The sequence below is a fragment of the Njordella calcicola genome (genome assembly GCF_056494125.1).
In genome coordinates this window covers 5,854,486-5,877,707 of sequence record NZ_CM151396.1, presented here as the reverse complement: position 1 = coordinate 5,877,707, position 23,222 = coordinate 5,854,486, and the positions used below count along the sequence as shown (strand labels likewise).

Annotated in this window: 19 protein-coding genes; 5 read left to right on the top strand and 14 right to left on the bottom strand. The window is 53.0% G+C overall.

From position 1 onward, the window contains the following. Positions 1-218: 218 nt before the first annotated feature. On the top strand, positions 219-2,006 hold the full coding sequence (locus SH302x_RS22615) for a protoglobin domain-containing protein (protein ID WP_479365044.1): 1,788 nt from the start codon (positions 219-221) through the stop codon (positions 2,004-2,006). 21 nt (positions 2,007-2,027) lie between these two features. Here SH302x_RS22615 and SH302x_RS22610 read toward each other — a convergent pair whose 3' ends face one another. The 4 genes from SH302x_RS22610 to SH302x_RS22595 form a co-directional block, all read right to left on the bottom strand. Beyond that, entirely contained in the window at positions 2,028-2,867 is an 840-nt protein-coding gene (locus SH302x_RS22610) for a hypothetical protein (protein ID WP_479365042.1), read from the bottom strand. A gap of 72 nt (positions 2,868-2,939) precedes the next feature. Further along, positions 2,940-6,449: a secretin N-terminal domain-containing protein gene (locus tag SH302x_RS22605; RefSeq protein WP_479365041.1), complete on the bottom strand. Its 3,510-nt coding sequence runs from the start codon at positions 6,447-6,449 to the stop codon at positions 2,940-2,942. Positions 6,450-6,745: 296 nt separating this feature from the next. Further along, entirely contained in the window at positions 6,746-7,669 is a 924-nt protein-coding gene (locus SH302x_RS22600) for a DUF808 domain-containing protein (protein WP_479365040.1), read from the bottom strand. 34 nt (positions 7,670-7,703) lie between these two features. Continuing rightward, complete coding sequence (locus SH302x_RS22595) at positions 7,704-8,702, bottom strand: sugar phosphate isomerase/epimerase family protein (RefSeq protein WP_479365038.1); 999 nt, start codon at positions 8,700-8,702, stop codon at positions 7,704-7,706. Between the two features lie 132 nt (positions 8,703-8,834). Between SH302x_RS22595 and SH302x_RS22590 the strand changes: the two genes are divergently transcribed. The 3 genes from SH302x_RS22590 to SH302x_RS22580 all read left to right on the top strand — a co-directional run bounded on the left by SH302x_RS22590 (position 8,835) and on the right by SH302x_RS22580 (position 13,254). After that, positions 8,835-10,343 carry an ABC transporter permease family protein gene (locus SH302x_RS22590; RefSeq protein ID WP_479365036.1) on the top strand — a complete coding sequence of 503 codons (1,509 nt, stop codon included), beginning with the start codon at positions 8,835-8,837 and terminating at the stop codon, positions 10,341-10,343. Positions 10,344-10,430: 87 nt separating this feature from the next. Continuing rightward, positions 10,431-11,654, top strand: a complete 1,224-nt coding sequence (locus tag SH302x_RS22585; protein WP_479365035.1) for a DUF1570 domain-containing protein — start codon at positions 10,431-10,433, stop codon at positions 11,652-11,654. Positions 11,655-11,664: 10 nt separating this feature from the next. Further along, positions 11,665-13,254: a hypothetical protein gene (locus tag SH302x_RS22580; RefSeq protein WP_479365033.1), complete on the top strand. Its 1,590-nt coding sequence runs from the start codon at positions 11,665-11,667 to the stop codon at positions 13,252-13,254. A gap of 69 nt (positions 13,255-13,323) precedes the next feature. On the opposite strand, the gene SH302x_RS22575 is transcribed toward SH302x_RS22580, so the two are convergent. The 9 genes from SH302x_RS22575 to SH302x_RS22535 all read right to left on the bottom strand — a co-directional run bounded on the left by SH302x_RS22575 (position 13,324) and on the right by SH302x_RS22535 (position 21,587). Next, complete coding sequence (locus SH302x_RS22575; RefSeq protein ID WP_479365031.1) at positions 13,324-13,827, bottom strand: ApeI family dehydratase; 504 nt, start codon at positions 13,825-13,827, stop codon at positions 13,324-13,326. Positions 13,828-13,893: 66 nt separating this feature from the next. Continuing rightward, the gene (locus SH302x_RS22570; RefSeq protein WP_479365030.1) at positions 13,894-14,886 is read right to left on the bottom strand and encodes an NHL repeat-containing protein; all 993 of its coding nucleotides are present in this window, start codon (positions 14,884-14,886) and stop codon (positions 13,894-13,896) included. Positions 14,887-14,912: 26 nt separating this feature from the next. Continuing rightward, a complete protein-coding gene (locus tag SH302x_RS22565) occupies positions 14,913-16,097 on the bottom strand; it encodes a glycosyltransferase (RefSeq protein WP_479365029.1) in 1,185 nt (394 codons plus the stop codon). Positions 16,098-16,145: 48 nt separating this feature from the next. Further along, positions 16,146-17,300, bottom strand: coding sequence for a hypothetical protein (locus SH302x_RS22560; protein ID WP_479365028.1), 1,155 nt, complete (start codon positions 17,298-17,300; stop codon positions 16,146-16,148). A gap of 9 nt (positions 17,301-17,309) precedes the next feature. Then, on the bottom strand, positions 17,310-17,831 hold the full coding sequence (gene hpt, locus SH302x_RS22555; protein WP_479365027.1) for a hypoxanthine phosphoribosyltransferase: 522 nt from the start codon (positions 17,829-17,831) through the stop codon (positions 17,310-17,312). Positions 17,832-18,040: 209 nt separating this feature from the next. Continuing rightward, complete coding sequence (locus tag SH302x_RS22550; protein ID WP_479365025.1) at positions 18,041-18,601, bottom strand: hypothetical protein; 561 nt, start codon at positions 18,599-18,601, stop codon at positions 18,041-18,043. Between the two features lie 109 nt (positions 18,602-18,710). Further along, positions 18,711-19,346 carry a methylthioribulose 1-phosphate dehydratase gene (gene mtnB / locus SH302x_RS22545; protein WP_479365024.1) on the bottom strand — a complete coding sequence of 212 codons (636 nt, stop codon included), beginning with the start codon at positions 19,344-19,346 and terminating at the stop codon, positions 18,711-18,713. Positions 19,347-19,371: 25 nt separating this feature from the next. Then, entirely contained in the window at positions 19,372-19,947 is a 576-nt protein-coding gene (locus tag SH302x_RS22540; RefSeq protein WP_479365022.1) for a MiaE family protein, read from the bottom strand. A 482-nt stretch (positions 19,948-20,429) separates the two neighbouring features. Beyond that, positions 20,430-21,587 carry a transposase gene (locus tag SH302x_RS22535; protein WP_479365020.1) on the bottom strand — a complete coding sequence of 386 codons (1,158 nt, stop codon included), beginning with the start codon at positions 21,585-21,587 and terminating at the stop codon, positions 20,430-20,432. Positions 21,588-22,076: 489 nt separating this feature from the next. Here SH302x_RS22535 and SH302x_RS22530 point away from each other — a divergent pair, with 489 nt between their 5' ends. Beyond that, on the top strand, positions 22,077-22,418 hold the full coding sequence (locus SH302x_RS22530) for a hypothetical protein (protein ID WP_479365019.1): 342 nt from the start codon (positions 22,077-22,079) through the stop codon (positions 22,416-22,418). 69 nt (positions 22,419-22,487) lie between these two features. On the opposite strand, the gene SH302x_RS22525 is transcribed toward SH302x_RS22530, so the two are convergent. Then, complete coding sequence (locus tag SH302x_RS22525; RefSeq protein ID WP_479365017.1) at positions 22,488-23,216, bottom strand: tetratricopeptide repeat protein; 729 nt, start codon at positions 23,214-23,216, stop codon at positions 22,488-22,490. Positions 23,217-23,222: the final 6 nt, after the last annotated feature.

The window sequence follows — 23,222 nt, the reverse complement described above, 5'->3', positions numbered from 1 at the left end:
CCACACATCGTTTGTGCTACGCCGCACGCATTTCCGACTTGCACACAGTGCCAAACGCGGCGAATCGATTCGAGAATCCGTTCTTGCGGTTATTCACAAAAAAAATGCTCTGCTTGTGTGCCACAAATTGAACGCGCTGGCTGGCCAACTGCGCAAAAGTGCTAAACTGTCGCAGGCCTGAGGCACGATGTTGCAAACCTTTTCTAAGGATTCCTCCTTTGAACAATAAAAACAATACCGTGCCTCCCACCGTTTCCCCACCGCCTGCAGAACTGCTCAGGCGATACCAACAGCTTCGCAGCTATGTTAACTTGACCGACGCAGATATTCACAGCGCCGTGCAATGTTGGAGTTTGATTGAGCCGACCGTCGACAATCTAGTCGATGATTTCTATGGCGAAATTCTGCGACATGAAGAGACTCGCCGCATCTTGTCTGGCGAAGAGCAAGTCGGCCGACTCAAGCGAACGCTGATCACTTGGGTCAAAGACCTTTTCGCAGGCACCTACGACGAACGATTTGTTTACCGGCGCTGGCTGGTCGGCTATCGCCACGTGGAAATTGGGCTATCGCATATCTGGGTTACAGCCGCGATGACGCGGTTGCGAGAAGGTTTGCTCAAGCAATTGCGTCACAATTGGAATCGCGGCGACGAGCAATACACCGAGGCTGCGTCGGCGATTCGTCGCATGATGGATCTTGACTTGGCACTCATTGAGGACGCTTATCACGCGGAAAGTGTCGCGCAGCAAATTTCGCAAGAACGCGACTTTGCAGAAGGCGTTATCGAAACAGCGCAAGCGATCGTCATGGTCGTGACATTGGAAGGCGAAGTGATTCGCAGCAACGCCTTCCTTGATGATCTGGTCTCTGTCGACCGTCCCATCGCGACCACGCAAGCTTATGCGACTCATAAATTTGACGGCGGTTCATTGAATATCTTTTCCATGATTCCCAGCGATCAACACTTGCAAGTGCGACTGTACTTGCAAAATGCGTCCAATGGCATGAATGTCAAACCTTTGGAAACGCAGTTGCGACTGCGCAACGGACAAATGCGCAGTGTACGCTGGTTGGCCAAGGCATTCTTGGCGAACACGTTCCAACGGGACACAAGCCCTTATTTCGACGCCGATAAGGAACCATCGAGTGTAGCAGACAGCAGCTCGCTCCTGCTAGCTCGAGAAAATCATTTACAGCGCATGGTCCTATGTGTTGGGCAGGATATTACCGATCTGCGCGAAGCCCAACGATCGCTGGTTCGCCAAGAACGTTTAGCGGCCATAGGACAGACCATGACAGGGCTTGCCCATGAGAGTCGAAATGCTTTCCAGCGCAGCCAAGCGTCGCTGGAAACCTTGCTCTTGGAGCTAGAAGGGCGACCGGCCGCGATTCAATTGATCGAACGCATTCAACGGGCTCATGACCATCTGTTGCATCTGTATGAAGAGGTCTTGCAGTTTGCGCGCCCAGTCCGCTTGGAATTGCAATCGGTGCGATTGGAAGGGCACGTACAGCAAACGTGGAGCTATATCTTGCAGACAGGCAATGCCAACGGCGTTCGGTTAAACGTGGTAGATGAAACCAGCAATGATGAGATACTTGCCGACCCGTTTGCTATCGAACAAGTGCTGCGCAACTTGCTGGAAAATGCGGCTCAGGCCAGCGAAGCCCAGTCTTCGATCGACGTAACATTACGCAACCACTGGATCGGAGCCAACGAAGCGATTGAAGTCTTGGTCCGCGATCATGGCAAGGGACTGCCTAAAGAATATATCGATCGCATTTTTGAACCGTTCTTTACGACACGTTCTCGTGGAACGGGCTTGGGGTTGCCCATTGCACGTCGACTGGTCGAATCGCACGGCGGGACATTGCGATTGGAGAACGCTGACGATTGCGGATGTCGAGCGATTTTGATTTTGCCCCGCCGAGCAATCCCGGAGAAAGCATTGGAGCTCCAGTCGGAGGATACTCGTCGCATTAAACCCAATTCGGCCCACTGAGTCCGCACACTAGAATGCGGATCACTTGCGATTAAAGGCTGACTGCTGCGGGATCTGAATGGTCGTCGAACGTTGACGATGACTATTCAACGACTCCGCAAGGCTGCTGCCCGAATCCGCGAAGTTCGGAATCGAGCCAACTTCATTGGTCGGCATCACCGCCGACGCTGTTTGGACTTGGTTGGTTGGTTGTTGCGAACCTAACATCGGCGGCAGCTTTCGCTGGGCGGCGTTGACTTGCATTTGCATCGGCATTCCATTGGCATCCAACACCTTCGGGCCAGTCAAGGTAACCTTGGCTGATTCCCCGCGGATCAACTGGCCTGACTTGGTAATAAAGGTTGGAAACAGCGTGATCTCTCGCTGGGGCTCACCATCGGCATCCCATGGCAACCAAATACTGTACGATGCGCCCAGATCCCCCTGCGAGAAATGCTCGGTGAATTGTTCCGGAGTGAATCGAAACCTGCGATCCGCTTCCTGCTTCACCAGCGACGACATTCCGCGTGAGGTATCGTCAAAACCGTACACGACCAATTCACCATCGACCGGCACTGCCTGCGAGCGATCGTTATAGAAGTAGATTCGACCGCCGAAACCCCGAGTTACCGGCTTGCCTGCCATCACCAGTTTGTCTTCGGTCCAAATCGCTACCAGCGACTTAGGCTCTTGGTAGCTCTTCTTCTTGAACAGCGACCACTTGGAATCCTTCTTCGAAGTACCACTGGATAAACTGCTGCAACCTGGAGCAACGAGGACCGCGGCCAACAGACTCGCCACGAACGCTCGACGCGTTGCGCGACTGCCGACAGAAGCCAGTATGGAGCTCTCGGTAAGTGGATTGCTTGACTGATCGTTCATAGGATTGCTCTGATTGTGCATTGTGCTTAATTATCGATGCTTCGTGCTGATTCTGACCCACCACCCGTTTGGCTACCGGTTGTAGTTTGCAGGTTGAATGCCATTAGGATTCATGCTTTGCATTTGCATTTGCTGAAAGTTCGCTTGCGGCAGCAAAGCTGGATCGACTGCGGGCTGTACCGGAGTCACCGGGAAAGATGATGACGGAGTCAACTCGGTCGGCGAGAAGGGGATCACGCCGTCGTTGATAATCACTTCGCCTGGCTGCAACGGAATTGCGTGATCAACGCATGGCGTTACGTCAGGATAGATGACTGGTGAGCAAGCTGGCCCCCACAAACCATTCCCGCTGGAAAGATTGGTTACGCCGTTGATATTGACCACGTCAGCCAAACACCAGCTCATGCGAGCGGTTTCCAGTTGGTTGATCATCTCAACGTCTTGCTCGCTGTGAACGATGCGTGGTGTCATGATGACTAGCAACTCGGAACGCGATTCTTGCTCGGTTTCGTACTTGAATAGGTTTCCAACCAACGGAATATCCGCCAGCCAAGGCACTCGGCGTGATCGCGAACTGCGAGTCTTCTGAATCAGACCTGCAAAGACAACTGTCTGACCGTCGTAAGCACTCACACGGGTTTGTGCTCGCGTGGTGTTGATGATCGGAGATCGAATGACTTCTCCGTTCGCTCCGAAGCCAACTGGAATCCCAGTCGCTTCAGGACCGACCGATGAGCGTTCAATTTGCACATCCAACAAGATCAGTCCGTCTTGGTTGGTCCGTGGTTGAATACGCATGATCAAACCAACGGGAGTATCAACCGTTTGAACCAGTGGTGGAGTCAAACCGTTTCCAGCCGACACACTTTGCACGCGGGGAACGTTTTGACCGACTTGGACGAACGCTTCGATGGTATCCAGCGTCATGACTTGAGGTCGCGACAGGATCTGCAAGCGATTTGCATCTTGCAGTGCACGCACAAGGATGTTGACCGACTCACTGGCCGCCGACAACACCAGCCCACCGTAACCAAGGGTCGAGTTTGATCTAGTCAAACCGAATCCGGAAAAGCCCTGGCCGGCCAGCCCGTTGGATCGACCAACCGCATTAGGATTGGAAACGGCCAAGGGGTTGGTCAAGTTGAACGCTGGGCTATTCAACGTACCGCCGGTTGCTGTGTTGCGATCGAACATCAGAGAGTCTTGCAGACCAAACTCCGCACCCAACTCAAACGTATCATCTAAGTTTACTTCAGCCAGCAGCAGTTGCACCATGATCAATGGCGGTCGACGATCCAAACGATCGATCACGTCCACGATCTGTTCGTAGTAACGAGGTGTGGCACTGATGATCAACGAGTTGGTGGTCGGCTCGGCCACCACGATGACTTCGCGATCAATTTGTTCGAAGATGCTGATTGCTTGGCCAGTCAGCAACTGTTGCTGGATGGTTTGTCGCTGGGTTGTCAGGAAAGTGGTGATGGCAGTCGCGACGTCGTTAGCATTGCTGTTTCGCAGCCAGACAACTTCTGTCTTACGCGTTTGAACACCTTCTTCATCTAAACGCCACAGCAACACTTCAACGACTTCCAAGTCGCCACGCGAACCACTGACGATGATGCTGTTGCTGCGTGTATCAACCGAGACCCGCAGAGGTACCAGGATGTCATTGCCCGTTCCTTGTGCGGTGTTTTGGTTAAAGGCCGCGCCGACACCACCTGTGGCAACACCCGCAGTAACCGGAAGGCCAAACAACTGCTGAATGACTTGAGCCAACGCGGTTGCATCATTATTCTCAACTGGAAAGACCTTGATCTGCGATTCCAAGCTTGGTGGTTGGTCCAACTGCTTGATCAGAGCGTCGATCAAATCCATGCTCTTGGCTGGAGCGCGGACCACCAATGCATTGATGCTAGGGTTGGATGTCACAATGACACCTGCCAGGATGCCTGCATTCAAACGCGTTTCTGTTTGACCATCCAAACGCGCAACAATCGATACCTTGCTGCTGGGTGTTCGAGCGGAATCGGTCCCACCCCCGGTGGCAGGTGCGTTAATCGCCTCTTGCAGAACAGGCTGAACTGTGTCCGACAATGCGTTACGCAACGGGAAGATGCGAATCTCGCTCTCAGCCTGCGTGGACGGCACATCGATTTCATCAATCAGTTTGGCTACTTCCAACAGGTCGCGAGGACTAGCTTGTACGATCAAAGCATTGGTGCGATAGTCCGCGATGACGCTGACGCGAACGCCCAATCCTGGCCGTGGCGTTGTTTCAACCGAAGCTCGTGTAACGAAGAAGTCTCGTACGATCGTTTGTAAATCAACGGCCGAGGTGTGAATTAGTTTGAAAACCTTCAACTGGCTGGATGGGTCCAGCGGCTGGTCAAGTTTGTCGATCAGTTCAAGGATTGAGACCATCGCTTCTTCACGACCAATTAACAAGATCGCATTGGGCTGCCCAAGGCCAGTGATACTGACGGTGCCTTGACGCTGAGCGAAGTTGGCTGTGTAAAGATCGGACAAGGTAGTCGAAAGCGCAATCGAGTCGACGTGTTTTAGTTGAACGACGTTGATTACCGGCTGAGTGCCTTCGCTTTGCTTCTTGATCTGGTCAATGACTTCCAAGACGCGTTGCACATCTCGCTTGCTTCCGCGGACGATGACCAAACCTAGTTCAGGCAAGAACTCGATCTGCACGTCGCCAAACAATCCGCTCTCTTGGTTCAAGCTGTCCGGGCTGGCAATCGCAGTCGCAGCTTCGTCATCACCGTTAGCGGGCAACTGCACCACGCCCAGTTCGTCGACTTGGGCATTGTTTTGGAAGGCGACCGTGCGGACCAAGTTAATTGCTCGTTGCACATTTTCGGGTTTGGCTCGATCCAAAGAGATAATCTGAGCTGGCGCTGCACCGCGCGCCAAGCCATTGTCGATGGCCGCGATGGCTCGCTGCCAAGCTGCCACGTCTTTGCTGGAACCTTGCAGCAACACACTATTGTTACGCCGATCCACTCGCAACTCGCCGCCTAATTTATGAGGCGTGTCCAAGCGATAATCTGCTATCACGCCTTGCGTGGTTTTGTATTCGGATAGCAAGCGCGCACCAGCTTGCTGGAGCGATTTTTCAAAGCTTTCCCAGGTGGCATTGCGAAGCTGATAGATTCGCTGCGTTTCCACCGGAGCGACTGCGGGACCACCCGTGGGGTTGACTTGCAGTCCCACTTCCGAGTTAACGCGTCGGACCGCGTCAGCGACCTCACGCTGAATCGCTTCAGGTGCCATCACCATCAGGCGATCCGTGCCCGGTTCAGTCGTGATCGAAATGCCCGGCACCTCCGCGAATTTCACTCGAAGGGTAGCACCCACCGTTCCGACCATTTCCGGCGGAAGGTTGTAGGTGCGAAGCGTCGCGCCCACCGGTGGCAACGAGATGTTCTCGCTGACTTGCAGAGGAGCTTGAGGGGTTACGATTGGGCCGCCTTGGCCCTGCGCATGCAGCGCCGGCGCACCACTGGCGAATGTCGACGCTAGCAGCCCCACTAAGAAGGCTGTTTTCTTAGCTTGATGTAATAAACGCAGCACGTTCGCCCACCTCATTTACGAGCCGAGAGGTCCTTGCCTATCTTTTGCAAGGTCCGTAATTCCTAATGCGGTGCCCATCGAGCGCCGCCCTTCGATCGTCTTCATCGGTAAAAGAGGACAAGTTGCTTCAAACGAAACAAGCGGAATATCCAGCAAACGCGGAAAATTGAGCACAGGTTGCCTAGGTTGCCTAAGTGCGGCTGCCGGAGCATCCAGCGAGGCCCGATTCAACCATTCCACGACCGGCTTTTGTGTGGTTGGCCGCCTGTGTTCGTGGTGTCGCACCAACCGCAGCGCTACGAAGCATGACTCCGGCTTAACTGAACGCGACTTCGTTTGATCAACTGCACAATGACCACCACCAGTGCACCGGCCGCTAAACCGACCAGTCCATGGAAACCCATCTCGGTCACAAACTTGGGTATGGCAGCCAAGCTGCGGACAATCGCGTCCGTCCAATGATGCAGCAGCGGAATTTTATGCGCGAGGATTCCACCGCCAACTAAGAACATGGCAGCCGTGCCGGCAACCGACAAAAACTTCATGAGATAGGGGGCAGCTTGCAAGATGAAGAGACCAGTTGACTTCACCATGCCTCTACCGCGAGCCATAAACGTGCCTAGATCATCCAGCTTCACAATCCCAGCGACTAAGCCATACACGCCGATGGTCATCAGCAGCCCGATCGCAGAAAGCACCACCAACTTGGTCCAGAAAGGTTCGCTAGCGACAACATCCAACGAAATGACGATGATCTCAGCGGAAAGAATAAAGTCGGTCCGGACTGCTCCTTTGATCTTATCCTTCTCCACCTTGACCACATCAATTTCCGGTGTCTGGATGGCCGCTTTATGTGCTTGCAGGTGTTCTTCCTCTTCGTGTTTGGAATGGAGGAATTTATGGACAATCTTTTCAAAGCCCTCGTAGCACAGAAAGCCGCCGCCGATGATCAGCAGCGGCGTGATTGCCCATGGAACGAAAGTGCTCAGAACTAACGCTGACGGAACCAAGATCATTTTGTTGACCAAGGAACCTTTGGCGACTGCCCAAACAATGGGCAATTCTCGGTTAGCTTCAACGCCTGAGACTTGTTGAGCATTTAGCGCCAAATCATCGCCCAGAACTCCGGATGTTTTCTTGACCGCAACTTTGGTCAGTGTAGCGACATCATCTAACACGGAGGTGATGTCGTCGAGTAGCAAGAACAATCCAGAGGCCATAAGCAATTCTTTTTTGTCAGTTTGAGATCAACAACTACGCTTTTTCGAAAGCAGAATCGAACGCACGTCCGCTGGGCGCAAAATCCATACGCTTTACAAACGCGGCGGCCTCACGAGCGCCAAAGCAACGCTCCATGCCGCTGTCTTCCCATTCAACACTCAGCGGTCCTTGATAGTTGATCACGTTCAGCGCACGAATGATCTCTTCAAAATTCACATTGCCACGACCTGGCGAACGGAAGTCCCAGCCGCGGCGAGGATCACCAAAATTCAAGTGGCTGGAAAGGATTCCCGAGCGACCGTTCAATGTGGTGGCCGCATCTTTGACGTGTACGTGATAGATGCGGTCTGGGAACGCTCGAATGAACTCTACTGGGTCAACGCCTTGCCAAATCAAATGGCTAGGATCAAAGTTGAATCCGAACTCAGGACGATTATCGAGCGCATCGAGTGCCGCTTGCGCTGAATAAATATCGAAAGCAATCTCAGTTGGATGCACTTCCAATGCGAATCGAACGCCGCACTCAGCGAACACATCCAAGATGGGATTGAAACGCTCGGCAAACAACTTGTAGCCGTCATCAATCATCGATTGAGGTACTGGCGGGAAGGAATACAGCAAGTGCCAAATGCTTGAGCCGGTGAATCCGTTGACGACTTCGACTCCGAATTTTTTGGCTGCTCGCGCAGTGTTCTTCAGTTCCTCGATCGCGCGCTCGTTGACGCCTTTGGGATTTCCATCGCCCCAAACATACGGAGGCAGAATCGCTTTGTGCCGCGCGTCGATAATGTCGCAAACAGCTTGCCCGGCTAAGTGAGCGCTGATCGCATGGCATTGCAGCCCGTGATCTTCCAATAGTTTGCGACGATCATCGCAATAGTTAGCCTCTTTGTTCGCTCGGTCGACCTCGAAATGGTCCCCCCAGCAGGCCAACTCGATTCCGTCATAGCCGAAATCGCGTACCATCTTGACCATCTCATTGATACCATTATCCGCCCATTGGCCAGTGAAAAGAGTTACCGGTCGCGACATACTAGCATGACTCCGTAAGTGAAAGTGAACTATATTTGGTGGATGTAAAATCTGCGTAGCCGGAAGGCGACGCACGCCATTGGAAACGCCCTAAGATAACCACGAGACCTTTTTCTGCCAATTACGCATCCTATGGCCGAGCTATCTTATGAAGTGGTTTTAATTCGCAACTCGCTGCTAGTTGGCGGGTTGGGCGCAAGTTGGGCTGTCGGGGCCGCGCTGCTTTTCGTCACCGCCAGCTTGATCGTAGGCGGCCGCTTGGGACGCTCTCTGATCTACGCCAGTTCCGCTTTTCTACTGGTTCCAACGTACGCTCTGGCTGGCGCGTGGAGCAGCAGCGGCACGGCAGGCCCGTGGTGGTCGATCAGCCCGGTGGACGTTGCGGGCTCGGAATGGAAATCCATCTTCGCGGTTGCGTGGATTCATGCGGTTGCCAAAATGCCGCTGGCAGTTTTGGCGTTGACGATCGCCGTCCATCGACTTGGACGCCAATTGCTGGAGCAATCGCTGCTGGAACGCGGCTGGCTTCGAACGGTCACTCGGATCCTGCTGCCGTTGCTTCTGCCCTGGATCTGCTTCCTTTGGACCGCTTGCATGCTTTTAATTCACAGCGATATGGTGATTTCGAACTTGTATCAAGTCGAAACGTTAACCGAAAAAGTTTACTTGAATTCGCTACTGGGCTTGCCGCATGAACAAGTCACGACGATCAGCATCATCTACTGTTTTGTGTTAGCGTCGCTGGCTATGGTCGCGATACGGAAAAGCTGGCCGGTGCTGCGGCGATCTCAAAGTGGCGCGGCCTCATGGTGGCAATTCGCCAGTCCGCAGCCCACGCAACGCATGCTCTCGGGCGTTTTGGCGGCATTCCTATTGGTCATCTTTGTCGCAATGCCTGCCTGGAATTTGATCTACAAAAGTGGTTACGCTTTGAAAGCAGGCGAATCAGCGCGTTCCTGGTCGTTTGATTTCACTAGATCTTTGACCAGCATCCTAAGTTCGCCCATTGAGTTTCGAGAGGAGTTTGGCTGGACGATCGAACTTTCGTTGTGGGCAACTGCAACGGCGATCGCTTTGTCGGCGATGCTCATGGTTGTAGCCGATTATGCCAAACATTACCGAGTCCCCATGGTCGGTGCGGCTATCGCGTTAGCCGCATTTGTCGCGATGTCCCTGCCAGGGCCAATTATCAATCGGCTCGCGACCTATCTATTCAATCGCGAGGGACCGTGGCTGAGTTTTATCTACAGTGATACGTTGGCCGTTTGCGTTTTTTGTCTGCAGTTCCGATTAGTGCCCGTAACATTATTAGTCCTGTGGCCCAGTTGGCTGGCGTTGAAATCTCGCTACGGCGATGCTTGGAAGGTCGATTTTCAAAATTGGCGATCGCTTTGGATGCGAGGTATTTTTCCGGGAATTTATAAACCGGCGATGGTGGCTGCCCTGGTGGCCGGTGCAGTCGCTGTCGGTGAGCTAAGCTGCTATTTACTAGTGCTTCCACCGGGCGTGACGACGTTGTCGATGCGGATTTTTGACCTGCTGCATTACGCGGTTCGCTACCGGGAGTCGGGATTGTTAGTCATGCTGTGCTTGCTGGGCAGTGGGCTAAGCTTTATGGTCCTGCGGCGATTTGTGCTATAGTAGAAGAAGAGACGAAGCGGTCGGCTCGGCCAGAGAGTTCCCTGGCAGAAATTCCCCCAAGCAGCCATTGTGATAGGATTTTTAACGATGTGGAGACTCGGCAAAGATTGGATCACTGCCGCTTTTGGGTTAGCTTCGTTTGCTTGTGCGCTGCCCACGGGCCTGCTGGCTCAAGAGATCGACACCGGCGATTGGACGAATAAAGCTCTTACGACCCTCGTATTGAAATCTGCAAGCGATGCCGGCGGCAAGACCAGTGATAGCCACCCACGCGAAGTCAGCGGTCGCGTACTGGCCATCGACCGCGACTCAGGTTGCCTGATCCAAAATCCCCAAGGGGCCTTGAAGTGGGTTACGTGGACGGAAGTCGCCAGTGCGAACCAAACCTCCGAGCCATTCCAACCGTTGAGCGTACAAGATTTGGCCAAGCAGCTCGCGCCCGCACAGTCCGAAATCAAGGCTTTAACGTCCGACCACTATGTCGTGCTCTATCGCGGCTCCCCAGCTTACGCCCAGTGGATTATCGGCATGTACGAACGACTCTATCGAGGTTTCTACAGCTACTGGAAGGGGTTGGGAATCGAACTGCAAGAGCCTGAATTCCCGTTAGTGGTCAACGTGTTTTCGAACAAGAATGGATACTTGATGCAAGCCGAACGTGATCGCTTGGACGCCGCGAACTCCATGATCGGTTACTACCACCTGCACACCAATCAAACCGTTTCTTACGATTTGACCGAATCGCAGCAGATGCCCGGCGTCCAAAATGTTGGCAAGAGTACTTTATTAAACATCATCCGCTCCAAACCTGGTTGGGAACGCACCGTCGCGACCATTGTTCACGAAAGTGTGCACCAACTTGCGTACAACAGCGGGCTGCAAGTTCGTTTGGCGGATAATCCACTTTGGCTCAGTGAAGGCATCGCCATGTACTTTGAATCACCCGACCTCAACTCCTCACGAGGTTGGAGCGGGATTGGAAACGTCAATCAATATCAACTGATCGCTTTAAAGAGTTTGAGCAGCGATCTTCAAGCGCGCGATTGGATTACGCCGCTGGTTCAAGATGATGCCCTGTTTACTGATGGGGCGACAGTGAACCTGGCTTACGCACAAAGCTGGGCTTTAACCTATTTTCTGATCAAATCCCGCTCGAAAGAATTTGCAGCTTACATGAAGGAAATCGGGCAGGAACAACCTTTTGCACCGACCGACCCAAAACGCCGTATCACGATGTTCCAGCAGCATTTTGGTGATGATATTCTGGCGCTGCAAAAAGAACTTGTTCGCAAACTAGCGCGGTTACAATAGGCGACTTTCTATGGCAAATGTGAATGAAACAGTCTGTCAGGTCCTTGGGCTGACCTTGGATGACAGCGAACTGAACTACTATTCTTTGCTAGGAATTCCGGCGTTTACCTCCGATCCCACGGCTATTAAAGAGGCCTTGCAGAAAGCGGTCAGCAAACTGCGCAGCGCCGCCAAGAATCAGGCCCCCGAAGCAGTCGATTCCGTGAAGAAGATTCTGACGCAGTGCAATTCCGTGTTGATGAGCGTCGAGAAAAAGACTGCTTACGATCGACAGCTCAAACAGCGTTTGGCCAACGCAGTCCCGGTACAAACCGATGCACCCAAGTCCACGAAATCACTCGCCCATGTTCCACCTGAAGTGGCTACCAGACCGACGGCCAGCCTCCCACCGATTATCCCCGAAGTGATCGATCCACTCGCTGAGCTTCTGCCGGCGGGCGATCCCAATGAAGAATTTTCGATGCGAGCTTACTTGAACTCCGCGCCGCCATTACCAGAAATCGAATCGGTTGAATCGCGACTGCAGGAAATTGAATTGCTTAAGCAAGGAACATCCACGCAGCTTCGCAAGCCAAACTCTAGCAGTGTATCGTTGAGCCAAACCAATCTTGCCGCCAGGACCGATGCGCCGCGTTCGGCAGCCAGCATCCAACAGCGTATTCGCCGCAAACGAGCGATCCAAAATTCATTGACGCTGGGCGGGTTGACGCTGGTCTCCATTGGGCTGCTGGGCACGGCTGCCTATCAATTCATGAATAGGGGCAAATCCAGTCGAACCGCACAGGTGACACAGCCCATTTCCTCTGCATCGCAAACTACGACCACTCAAGAGGCCAGTGACATGGCTGCCGCAGATGCACCCGGCGATGCGTCGCCACGACCTACCAGGAACGCTTTCGAGCTGCCAGGCTTTGACGCGAGACTGGGCGAGCGACTGGGCGGTGGGACCGAGTCTTTTTTCAGCGACAGCCCGACTGAAATGGACGCAAACAATGGGATGAAGGACAATGGTGCCATGAACCAGGCCAACACACCGGCCAAACCCATGGAAGTCATGCAAACCGAATTCGACAAGGCGACTTGGGACCGTTTGGTGGCCGAAATTCGGTCCAGCATTGCGTCAAAAGATTTCGAAGCGTTCGAGAAAAAGATTCCTGATTTGCTGGCGGTGCAAACCAACAATGCTTCGCTGATTGACCTACGAAACGCCATCGACCGTACCGGGCAACTCTATCAGTTTGGCGTGAGCAGTTTTCAGACCAGCATCAAGTCGCTTCGTTCGGGCGTTGCCCTGAGCGTGGAAAACGACGTGATTAGCTTCATTGAGGATAAAGGCGAAGAGCTCACGTTTCGTATCAAAGGACAGAACACCACGTACTCGAAAAGCAGGCTTCCGCCGGATTTGATTCTGGCGATTCTGAATCAGGACTTGGACGCAAATCAAGCGGTTGACGTCGCGTCGCGCGGCGTGTTCCTTAAGCTCTATAGCGCCGATGCTGTATATCAAGCAACCGGTGATCGACTGCTGGAAGAGGCCGCGCGTAAGGAGTCAAAGTTCGCCAAGCTGGATGACCTGAGCCATGAAGCATACTGGCCGTAGAACATAGTTTTTAAGCTGCCCCTTCCCTCCCGGAGATGGATTGAGCGGTTTGAATTGGAACCTCGTCGCTCATTGCCCATTGGCAGCAAACATAGCTTGGAATTGCTCACGGCGCGCGGCAGCGATAAAACGGTCATGGTTGCGTTGTTCATCGCCACCATAGTCACTTTGCGAGGCCACCACGACCAAACGCGCCGAAACAGCGGTCGAACCACCCTTGGTCCCCTGGCACTTCAGCGAGAACCGATCGCCTTCCTGCTTCATGAGTTCACACTCGATCTGCAATACTTCGTCCGGCCCCACGAAATCCGCGAACTTCACGTTCTTGGCTTCCGCCAAATGCAGGATACTGCAAGCGTAGTTCGTCGACTCACCGATCAGCCAGCAAGAGGCCTGATACAACGACTCCAACATCAATACGCCCGGCAGCACGGCAAACAGAGGAAAGTGATCACGTAAGAAATCTTCCCCCGCGACCACTTTGCGTTCCGCGCGAATGAATTTGCCAGGTACGATTTCTGTAATCGTATCCAATTGGCTGAAACGCATGTGAGATTGAGTCTTAACCGCCATAACTATTCCGTTTGAGTGCTTGAGGAATGGAAGGGCATAGGATAACCGGTGACCACCGGATTGTCATTATGCAGAATGCGTCGAGACTGAAAACCGTTGGATGCGGTTGTTCCCACTGTCCACAGCGTACAAAAGCCCTTGCGAATCTAGTACGATCGACCACGGGGCATTCAGTTGCCCCACCGCAGCTCCAGGGCTTCCCCAGCTTGTAATAAACTCGCCGTCTCGCGACAATTTCTGGATGCGGTGCCCTCCATACTCGGCAACGTAGACGCAATCCATACCCAGCCAAATACCGTAAGGGTAACGAAACTCGCCCGGTTGCGTGCCATTTTGTCCAAAGCCCATTACGAACCTCGGTTGCTCGTCCCGCCAATCATAGACTTGAATACGATGATTGCATGAGTCGGCGATCCAGAGCAAGCCTTCTTCATCCAAAGCCAGATTCTGTGGACGCGAAAACTGCTGCTGAGCGTCACCATGCTCACCAAACCAACGCAAAAACTCGCCATCGGGCGAGTACTTTTGAATTCGATCAAAAGCACCATATTCGGAAACATAGTAAACCCCGTCAGGACGTTGAACACAGTCGGTAACAAACGCCATCTGTCCTGCGTTTGGGCCGAACGATCCTCCCAATGTCTTCTCGGGAATTAGTTCGCCAGTCGAAGTGTAAAAGAGAATGCGAAAGTAATGAGTGTCAGCTACCATCAGATGGCCATTATTGTCAACGCTTAAGCCAGTCGGTTTTCCATTGGCTATCTCCGGCGTGCGCCAACCCCGCAAGAACTCGCCCTTGGTGTTGAAGACTTGAATGCGGCCTGTCTTATCGGCAACGTAGATTAAATTCTGAGGATCGATCGTTATAGCGCGTGGCTTTTGAAATCGGCCATCACTTAATCCCAGTCGTCCAAAAACAAGATCCGAGTTCAGCGATTGTCCATCGCTTGACTTGGTACATCCAGCAAAGATCGACAAGGCCGACAGGCCAGAACAAAACGATGCACCCAAGCTAAGGGACTTCATCGATTGCAAAAATTGGCGACGGTTGGTGTTCATATCCACTTGACTGGTTTCGTGTGGTGCTACTTGCTACGATAGCGATCCGAGTTTTCTAAAGCTTCATGATAGTACTTTTCGTGGGCGGTAACCATCTGATCGACGCTGAAGCATTCTATTACCCGACGTTGTGCATTGGCGATTAGGCTGGCACGCAAGTCGGACTCCTCGATCACGCGCGTGACCATCCGCAACAATTGATCGACGCTGCCAACCGGATACAAGATTCCGCTTTGCATCGATTCAATCAAGTCACGGTTGCCTGGTATATCCGTCGCAAAAACAGGGACTCCTGCTCGCATGGCCTCTAAGATCGAATTGGACTGGCCTTCGTATAAACTGCCATTCCAAAGCATATCAAAGTGAGGTAGCAAATCTGCGGCATCCGCTCGATGGCCTGCAAAATGGACGAACCCTGCCGACCCCGTTGAATCACGGAACTGCTCAAGCAGAGGCAATTGTGGCCCGTCGCCTAGTATCACATAATGATAGTTTGGACGTACAACATTCAGCATGCCAGCGGCCCATATCAAATCTTTATACCCTTTCTGCGGCCACAATCGCCCGACGGAACCGACAACGCGAGCCTCGGAAGGCAGCCCCAAGCGAGCGAGTGCTTCGGCGCGTGGAATGGTCGAAGCCGCCTGAGCTGAGATTCCGTTGGGGATTACCGTAAAATACCCCGCATCGATCCCCTTGGAAGCATAAAACGCCTGAATGCCACTGCTATTGGTTAGTATGCGTTTGGTCTTGTTCGCCAGGTAACGGTCGATCAAGAGTTGCCAACCGCGTTTCCAAGGATCAACACAGCGTTCACCTGCAATGATGACGGGCACCGACTTTCGCAGCGCCATGTATCGACCATACGCATTGGCGGCAAAGATCCAGGTATGCACAATCTCCGGCTGGATCTGTTCGAGTATTTTTCCTAGTCGATGGAATGCAAACGGATCGAACTTCACTCGTTTAGCAACTTCAAAGACGGGCACCTGAGCCGCCTGGAGTTCCCTGAGATAAGGGCCCGTTCTGGTCAGCGTGATGACGTGCGGCGAAAACCTAACCCGGTCAATACGAGTCGCTAACGTGACCAATTGCTTTTCCGCCCCACCTTGATCCAAGGTCGGAATGATCCATGCAATTGGAATTGGCCCGCGACGCAGCATGTCCTTCCCAGCGGTACTCACTGGCCGCGTCGGTTGAGAATCATCCATGGAATTTCGCTTGAGATGGGTAAAGGCAAACAGTTCAATATAGCAAATCTATGTGTCTGAAATCAATCGCTGCCACGTTTCAGCGGACTTCTGGATGATCGAATTCCAAGCGAAAGATTTCTGAATTCTAATCGCACTTTGACGAAAGGAATCTGGATTGTTCAGGAACTGAGCAAATCGATCCGGTAAAGAAGCATCGTCCGCATAGATCGTTGCCAAGTATTCGCCAAATGAGCCTGATGCCGCCGATTGGATGCTTGGATCGTTCCCACAAGAATAAAGAGTCGGCGTGCCCGTCGCTATCGCCTGCGGATAGTAGAACGCCCTGCCTGTACGGTTCGGAGGACAAACCACCAGATCCGCTGCATTCATGAGTAAATGGAAATCGTCGAAAGGGCTGTGCAGCAGGATGTCGTGATGCAAGCTGCGATCGCGCAGAAAGCTGTAATGACGACGCACCAAATCGTTGGCCCCAAACACCCAAGCGCGAAAGGGTTTGTCGCGTTCAAATTCGTGGGCAAACATTCGCAAGACTTGATTCTCTGCATCGTAGTCTTCGCCGGTGAACAATGCGATTACCAGCGGCATGTCTGGCGGGACTACAAAGTCCAAGCTTAAGCTTTTCAAAATGGCACGCGTGGCCATCGGTGAGACTGGCTGCCCACTTGGCAGCAATTCGACCGTCGGCTCAACCCGCAACACAAAATTGGGATCGATGCCCGCTCCGACTAGCGTCCGATGATCTTGAGCGTTGGATACTAAGAATTTCGCAATACCAGCTCCCCCCATCCATTGCATCGTCCCAGATGGTTTGGCAATGGCATCGCGATCCAGAGGGTTGTGCGCATCAAACCGTATGATGAAACGTTTCTGTTTGAGCGCGCTGCTCAGTTTGGCATTTGCAACCAGGTTCAACGAATCGAAATAGCAAGCTTGGAAGTGATCCGAACTTCGTTCAATCCAATTCCACAAGTTGCGGATAAAGAATCCTTCGCTCCAGGGAGACGTCGCCGCTGGCAAGATGCGCGTTAGCGGAACCTCTGCAAATTCAGAAGTGGCAGGCCAGCGAGAATGCCAGCGTGTGGTGACAATCTCAGGTTTTAGCCTTTGCTGCTGCAGGAACCGAGCGAGGCAGGCAAGCCGATACGCGGCCTCGTTACATACCGGCCAGAAATGTCGACAAGCAATCAGGAGCTGCGACATAGAAAACGATTATCCAGCGAGATCACTTTCTTCCATCACCCCAACGTATGGAAGATTGCGATAGTGGTCTTCATAATCCAAGCCATAACCAACGACAAACTCGTTAGGGATCGAGAAGGCTATATAATCCGGCAGCATGTCAACCTTGCTTTGCCCCACTTTGTGCAGCAGCACTGCTGACCGTAGCGACGCTGGATTCAATAATTGCAAGCAGGCCCCAACTTCTTGTATCGTCTTGCCGGTGTCGAAAATGTCATCAACCAGCAGGCAGTCACGTCCTGCGATATCTAACATCATCGATTGCGAGATATGGAGATCGCCACTGCTGGTTCCTCCGCGATAGGAACTGGCCTGGATCAAACTGATCCTTATTGGCATATCGAGGTGCCGAATAAGGTCGGCCAGAAAGATCAACGATCCGGTCATGATCGCAATGATAGTAATCGGTTGGTCTTGGTAGTCGTTCTGCAGTTTCGCCGCTAATTCAGCAACGCCCGCTTGCAACTGTTTTTCACTAAGTAGTACTCGCACGGGATAAAAACAACCTTCCAATCACTAAACACACGAAACGGCTATCGGCAGCCTTGTTGAATCAACTGTACATCGCACATGATCGCTAAGAAACATGAGCGACTACAGGAGGAATTCAACAGCGGCATAAGGTGGCGTCATTATGCCTGCGCTAATGCAATTCATCCAGTAGCGTTTAGACGGTATTTATTACGGGAGCAAACCTTGGTTTAACGGAGATTAAACACAGGCTTGGTGTGGTAAAGCTGATTCAGCGGAACTCCCGCAGTGTAAGCTGTCGGCTGGGGCGAAGCGAACTGGGGGCTGGTTGCAACGGGGGTGGCGATGGTGGGAGCGGCTCCGGCAGCAGGCAAACCTGGCGCAACCGTCGACAAATCGGTCCCGATTGGATATCCGAAGGGTAAGCCCTGGCTAGAAGGCGGGGCCGAGACGCCTTGGGGCAGAACGGTGCCACTCGCTGGCGGTGCATAGGTTCCCTGAGGCAGCACGCTGCCAGGTGGCAGAACGCTACCAGGCGGCAACACAGAGCCTTGTGGGATGGTCACATTGGGCGGCGCAAGTCCATTAGGCGTAGCGACCGCCCCGGGCTGTGGAATGAACTGGCCATTGGGTTGCTGGTTTGGGTAGCCATAAGGATAACCATTAGGAGCGTATCCATAGCCGGCATCGTAGGGACCGCCAGCGCAACCCGCTGCCACCAAGCAGATGGAACTGGTGAGCCAGGCCATTTGGCGCGACGAACTCAGCACAGAGCGCAAGTTGATTTTCATTTTGGACCGGTCCTTTGGCAACCTTGGCAGAACAATTCCCTGGGCTCGTCAATACAGAAAACTGTGAGCAGCGTCGAGGCCAATCCCGTTTAGAAAGTCAGACTTCTCGCTAACGCATCATCATCGTGCGAGCGGTGCACTCCAGCAGAAACTCAAATACTTCCACGTGCCGAACGGCGGACGGAATATCCGCTCCCCAAGCGTACATGCCATGACCGGCAATCAGATAGCCGGGGACATGCTGATGATCTTGGTCTTGCCAATGACGCTCGACTTGGTTCTGCAACGCGGTCATGTTCTGCGAGTTTGCGAAAATAGGAAGCCAAATTCGCGATTCATGGGTGGCAATGCCTTCGATACCTTTGAGCATTTCGTAGCCTTCCAACCAAATGCCACCTTGGTTCTGGAACTTCATACTAAGAATGGTTGACCAAACGCTGTGAGTGTGGAGGACCGCACCTGCACCGCAATGCGTTGCGGCCCATGTATGCAACAGCGTTTCCGCACTGGATTTTGGTTGTTCAGAATCGATTCCGTTTCCAGTTTCGTCGACGACGGCAAAGTCCTCTTGCGTGAGTGCCCCTTTGTCTTTGCCGCTAGCGGTGATCAACAACTGCGTCGGAGATCGATTGACTATGCAACTGAAATTGCTGCTCGTTCCACGAGACCAACCACGATTCCAAAAATCATGTCCGATTCGGATTAGCCATTGACGTTGGTCCAAGAATTCCAGGTTCGTTTGCATCGTGAGGTACCTTTGCCCAAGTAGTCTATGAATGCATGCGCGGCAGTTCACAGCCGGCTGAAATGATTTCTGCTTCTTTCGCAGCCAACTCCTCGAGTCGCTGGTTCACTAAATCTAACGGTTGATACTTCCGCGCCAAACGAGTGTAAGTTGAATGGTGACGAGCCTCAGACTCAAACAAGCTGCGGTAGAACTCAGACAACTCAGAGTCTTGGACATGGTCGGCCAGCATACGAAATCTCTCGCAGGAGCGAGCTTCGATCAGACCGGCAATCAGCAAGCGATCGACGGCACGCTGGGGTTCGTTCGGACGCACTAAATTGTTCAGCAAGCGGCCATAGCTGCCCGGTTGTTGCAGCTTGAACTGGATGTTGCGACGATTGAGCAAATCGAGCACCAAATGGAAGTGTTCCAATTCCTCTTCGATGATTTCAGTCATATCCTTCGTCAGTTCCGCATCACAAATGTAGCTGCCCAGCAGGCTCATCGCCGTCGCGGCAGCTTTGTGTTCACAGTGAGCATGATCGATCAAGATTGCTTCGAGATTGGAGTCGACCTGTGTCAACCACCGCGAATCCGTTTCGCTTTGTAGGTGCAACATAGGTCAGATCCTTTCGTAATTGGAAGAGCGGGTGGCATTTGGTTTGGGAAATTGCACTCGGTAGCCGTTTTCAGCGGCGCGAGTTTCTCAACTTAGCAGCCCAGCCAATCCCGTCTAGTGCGACTCAATCGACTCAATCGGTGCCAGGCACCTTTTATGCTGACCTTGGCTGGGGATGAAGAAAATAGGTGCCAGGCACCTTCCGGAGCGAGTGGCCGATCTTGGCTGGGGATTTGCTAGCAAGGTGGCGGCGTTTGCTGGCGCGAGCAGCGGAGGTTCTATGCAGGTTGCAAGCTGGGAAATGGCCGCGTGATGCTCCCAATAGGTGCATGGCAACACACCGTCCGCAACACACCGTCACAGACGCTCACTTCCATTGGCGTCTAGGATTTGCTGAGTTTTACCCTGTGGAGCTCTTCTGCAGCGGCTGTCATTTTTTCGGCGGCTGTCGCAGTTTGGTAGTCCGCTTGCAATACCAGGCGTTAACCGCCGACGAAACAGCTCGCCGCCAATCGCTGGCCACGACGCCAAGCTCGACCGCTACGCTGGGCCTCCTGCTGCATGCTCTGCGGACGACCAGCACTCTTGCCAAAATAACGCTTGAAGTTCCACACCAAATCGCACCACATTGAAGCGTCAATCCCTAAGTTTTGCAGCATCGACCGCAGATCCTTGGGCAACTCCTCCCGACAATCAGCCCGCCCCTGCTTGGCAGTCCACTTCAAAAGCGAAAGATAGTCCGCTAGCTTCAACGATAAAAAGCCCTTATCGCTGGCTCGCACACCAGACTTACTCACGTTGGCACCCAACTCCTGGCGACCATCGATTGTTAACGGAGCCAGCCAACCATCACGTAGAATCCGCCGACCGCTCAGCCCCCTATGCTTCTGAGCCCGCTGGGCCTTCAACTCCGCCACCGGTGTTTGACGAATCTGGCGTCCGGCCTCCTCATGCTCAATGACCGCCAAGTCTGCCGCCGCTGATTCGATATGCTCGCCCTGCATCGCTTTGAGTCGATCGTAGGCAGAAGTATGCAAAGCTTCTTCAGGCCCTTGAGCAATTGCTGCACGAACAGGATTGAGATCGACATACATGCTGCAAGCCAGCAAGCCCGCTTCGTCAGCGATCCTCTGTGCTTTGAAGCGACCTTCCCAGAAATGGCCTGTGCACTGGTCGAACTTGTTGGCCATCCTTGCAATAGGTTCGCAAAGCGCCTTCATAAACCAAGACAAATCCGATAATCGCAAGCGAATTTCGGCCAAGCGTTTCTTGTCGTTGACTAGGGTGTCGACATCGTTGGAAGTGGGCTCAGCGAGTTGTTCGTCAAGCCTTCTGCCGGGGAAGACGCGCAGCCAACGGATGGCGACTTCGCGGTCAGGCCAAGCGGCGACGACGTCGGGCCGCGTTCTGGTAACCACGTGTAGATGGTTAGAAAGTATGGCATAGGTCAAAACATCGACGCCAAAGACGCTGGCAAGCAATTCGAGTCTCCGGCGAATCCATTCGCGTCGAAAGTCGTAGTTAATCCCGCTGGTGGCATCAAATCCGGCGAGAAAAGCGCGTCGGACACATCGTTGAACACAATGAACGATAGCGATTTCGTTAGGTTCGAACGTTTCAGCGCGAGGTGGTCTGGGCATGTTGAGTCTCCTTGTGATCGAAATTGTACCAGCCCTCGTTCACCAACACAATAGGTGCCTGGCACCTATCGGGGCTAGACACATCGTTGAACACAATGAACGATAGCGATTTCGTTAGGTTCGAACGTTTCAGCGCGAGGTGGTCTGGGCATGTTGAGTCTCCTTGTGATCGAAATTGTACCAGCCCCCGTTCACCAACACAATAGGTGCCTGGCACCTATCGGAGATGCAATTCGTGCCTGACACCTATTGGGGATGGGACGGTCAGGCAAGGAGGCGGGAAGGGCGCTGTTGTAACGACATGGAGCAATTTGGCGAAGGGAAGTGCTGGCTAAATCCGAATGATGACTAAACGGTAAGCCCGCTCCAAACCGGCCTCACTCACAATTTTTGAGTGAACTTTGCTTGCCAATCTCTGAACACCGTCGACGATTCCCCATCTTCCAACGTACGGGAATCGACCCCCCAAAACGTATAGGAACTTCATCCATGGCAAAAAAAGACACTTTTCGCATCGTGACGCGTGCAGAAAACGGTAGTCTGAAGATTCGCGATTTCCACTCCGCTGAACCCCTCATCGCGATGCATAACCAAATCGGTATCGAGGATAGTAGCACCGATCTCGATTTACGCGGCATGCCCGTCTTCCGCGGCTTAATCGGACCCATTCCCGAAGGCAAGAACATCGTCCGATACGAATCGCCCGAAGTCTTCGAAGCTATGACTAAAGAATGGGCAAATATCAAAACTCGACGCCGCCGACGCACCGCTGCTCAAATCGCAGCGGACAATGCTGCCGCTGCATCCGCAACCGCAACCGCGAACAACTGACCTGCGAATACCCGCCTGAAATCAATTCGCAGACCCTGAAGTTGACTCGAGGCGGTCGCCTACAAAAACTCACTTCGAACGACGTATCGCTAAGTCGATCTTCGCAACTCGAAGCATGTAGCCGCCGCGGTCTTGCTCGACTGCCTTTACCACGTATCCCTCGGCAGATTCCAACCGACCGTGAGCTTCCTGGTAAAGACCGATATACAAATATGCATAGAATTTGGTCGTGGCATCTCTGGCCTCGACCTTGGTCGCAAGTTGCTCGGCCGTCAACTCACCCTTGTACATAGCCAACACATCCATCATCGGAGCCCTCGCATCTCCTCGCGACGGTATTACCGTTTGCTCCGCAGCTTGCAGACCCTCGGCTTTAGCCAAACATAAAAAATACCAAGCAGAATTCTCCACATCGTCCGGATTGACGTCGTGGTGAACTTTGAATTGTGCGGCCGCCTCAGCAAATCGACCAAGGTAATATAAAGCGATTCCACGTTGCCACAATTGCGGCTCAATGCCCTTGTTCAATTCAATGGCTTTATCAAAATCAGCTACCGATTCAACAATCTGCCCTCGAGAAAAATAAGCCATTCCTCGATCGATGTAAGCATTCGCTGAATCTGGCTGTCGACCCACCAGCACTTGAGCCGCCTCCAAAGCACGCTCCAGTTGCACTTTCACCAATGGTTGGTCGTCTATGACCACTCGCTCGGCCGCAAAAATCAGCTCAGACCAATCAGCCGGCTGCGCGAACACAACTAACAAACAAAAGTAACAGCTTACGTTGGGCCAAATCATCGCGTC

Coding starts and splice junctions, on each gene's coding strand:
- SH302x_RS22610 (WP_479365042.1), bottom strand. CDS start 2,867: ATGAACGATCAGTCAAGCAATCCACTTACCGAGAGCTCCATACTGGCT.
- SH302x_RS22600 (WP_479365040.1), bottom strand. CDS start 7,669: ATGGCCTCTGGATTGTTCTTGCTACTCGACGACATCACCTCCGTGTTA.
- SH302x_RS22595 (WP_479365038.1), bottom strand. CDS start 8,702: ATGTCGCGACCGGTAACTCTTTTCACTGGCCAATGGGCGGATAATGGT.
- SH302x_RS22590 (WP_479365036.1), top strand. CDS start 8,835: ATGGCCGAGCTATCTTATGAAGTGGTTTTAATTCGCAACTCGCTGCTA.
- SH302x_RS22585 (WP_479365035.1), top strand. CDS start 10,431: ATGTGGAGACTCGGCAAAGATTGGATCACTGCCGCTTTTGGGTTAGCT.
- SH302x_RS22580 (WP_479365033.1), top strand. CDS start 11,665: ATGGCAAATGTGAATGAAACAGTCTGTCAGGTCCTTGGGCTGACCTTG.
- SH302x_RS22575 (WP_479365031.1), bottom strand. CDS start 13,827: ATGGCGGTTAAGACTCAATCTCACATGCGTTTCAGCCAATTGGATACG.
- SH302x_RS22570 (WP_479365030.1), bottom strand. CDS start 14,886: ATGAACACCAACCGTCGCCAATTTTTGCAATCGATGAAGTCCCTTAGC.
- SH302x_RS22565 (WP_479365029.1), bottom strand. CDS start 16,097: ATGGATGATTCTCAACCGACGCGGCCAGTGAGTACCGCTGGGAAGGAC.
- SH302x_RS22560 (WP_479365028.1), bottom strand. CDS start 17,300: ATGTCGCAGCTCCTGATTGCTTGTCGACATTTCTGGCCGGTATGTAAC.
- SH302x_RS22550 (WP_479365025.1), bottom strand. CDS start 18,601: ATGAAAATCAACTTGCGCTCTGTGCTGAGTTCGTCGCGCCAAATGGCC.
- mtnB (WP_479365024.1), bottom strand. CDS start 19,346: ATGCAAACGAACCTGGAATTCTTGGACCAACGTCAATGGCTAATCCGA.
- SH302x_RS22540 (WP_479365022.1), bottom strand. CDS start 19,947: ATGTTGCACCTACAAAGCGAAACGGATTCGCGGTGGTTGACACAGGTC.
- SH302x_RS22535 (WP_479365020.1), bottom strand. CDS start 21,587: ATGCCCAGACCACCTCGCGCTGAAACGTTCGAACCTAACGAAATCGCT.
- SH302x_RS22530 (WP_479365019.1), top strand. CDS start 22,077: ATGGCAAAAAAAGACACTTTTCGCATCGTGACGCGTGCAGAAAACGGT.
- SH302x_RS22525 (WP_479365017.1), bottom strand. CDS start 23,216: ATGATTTGGCCCAACGTAAGCTGTTACTTTTGTTTGTTAGTTGTGTTC.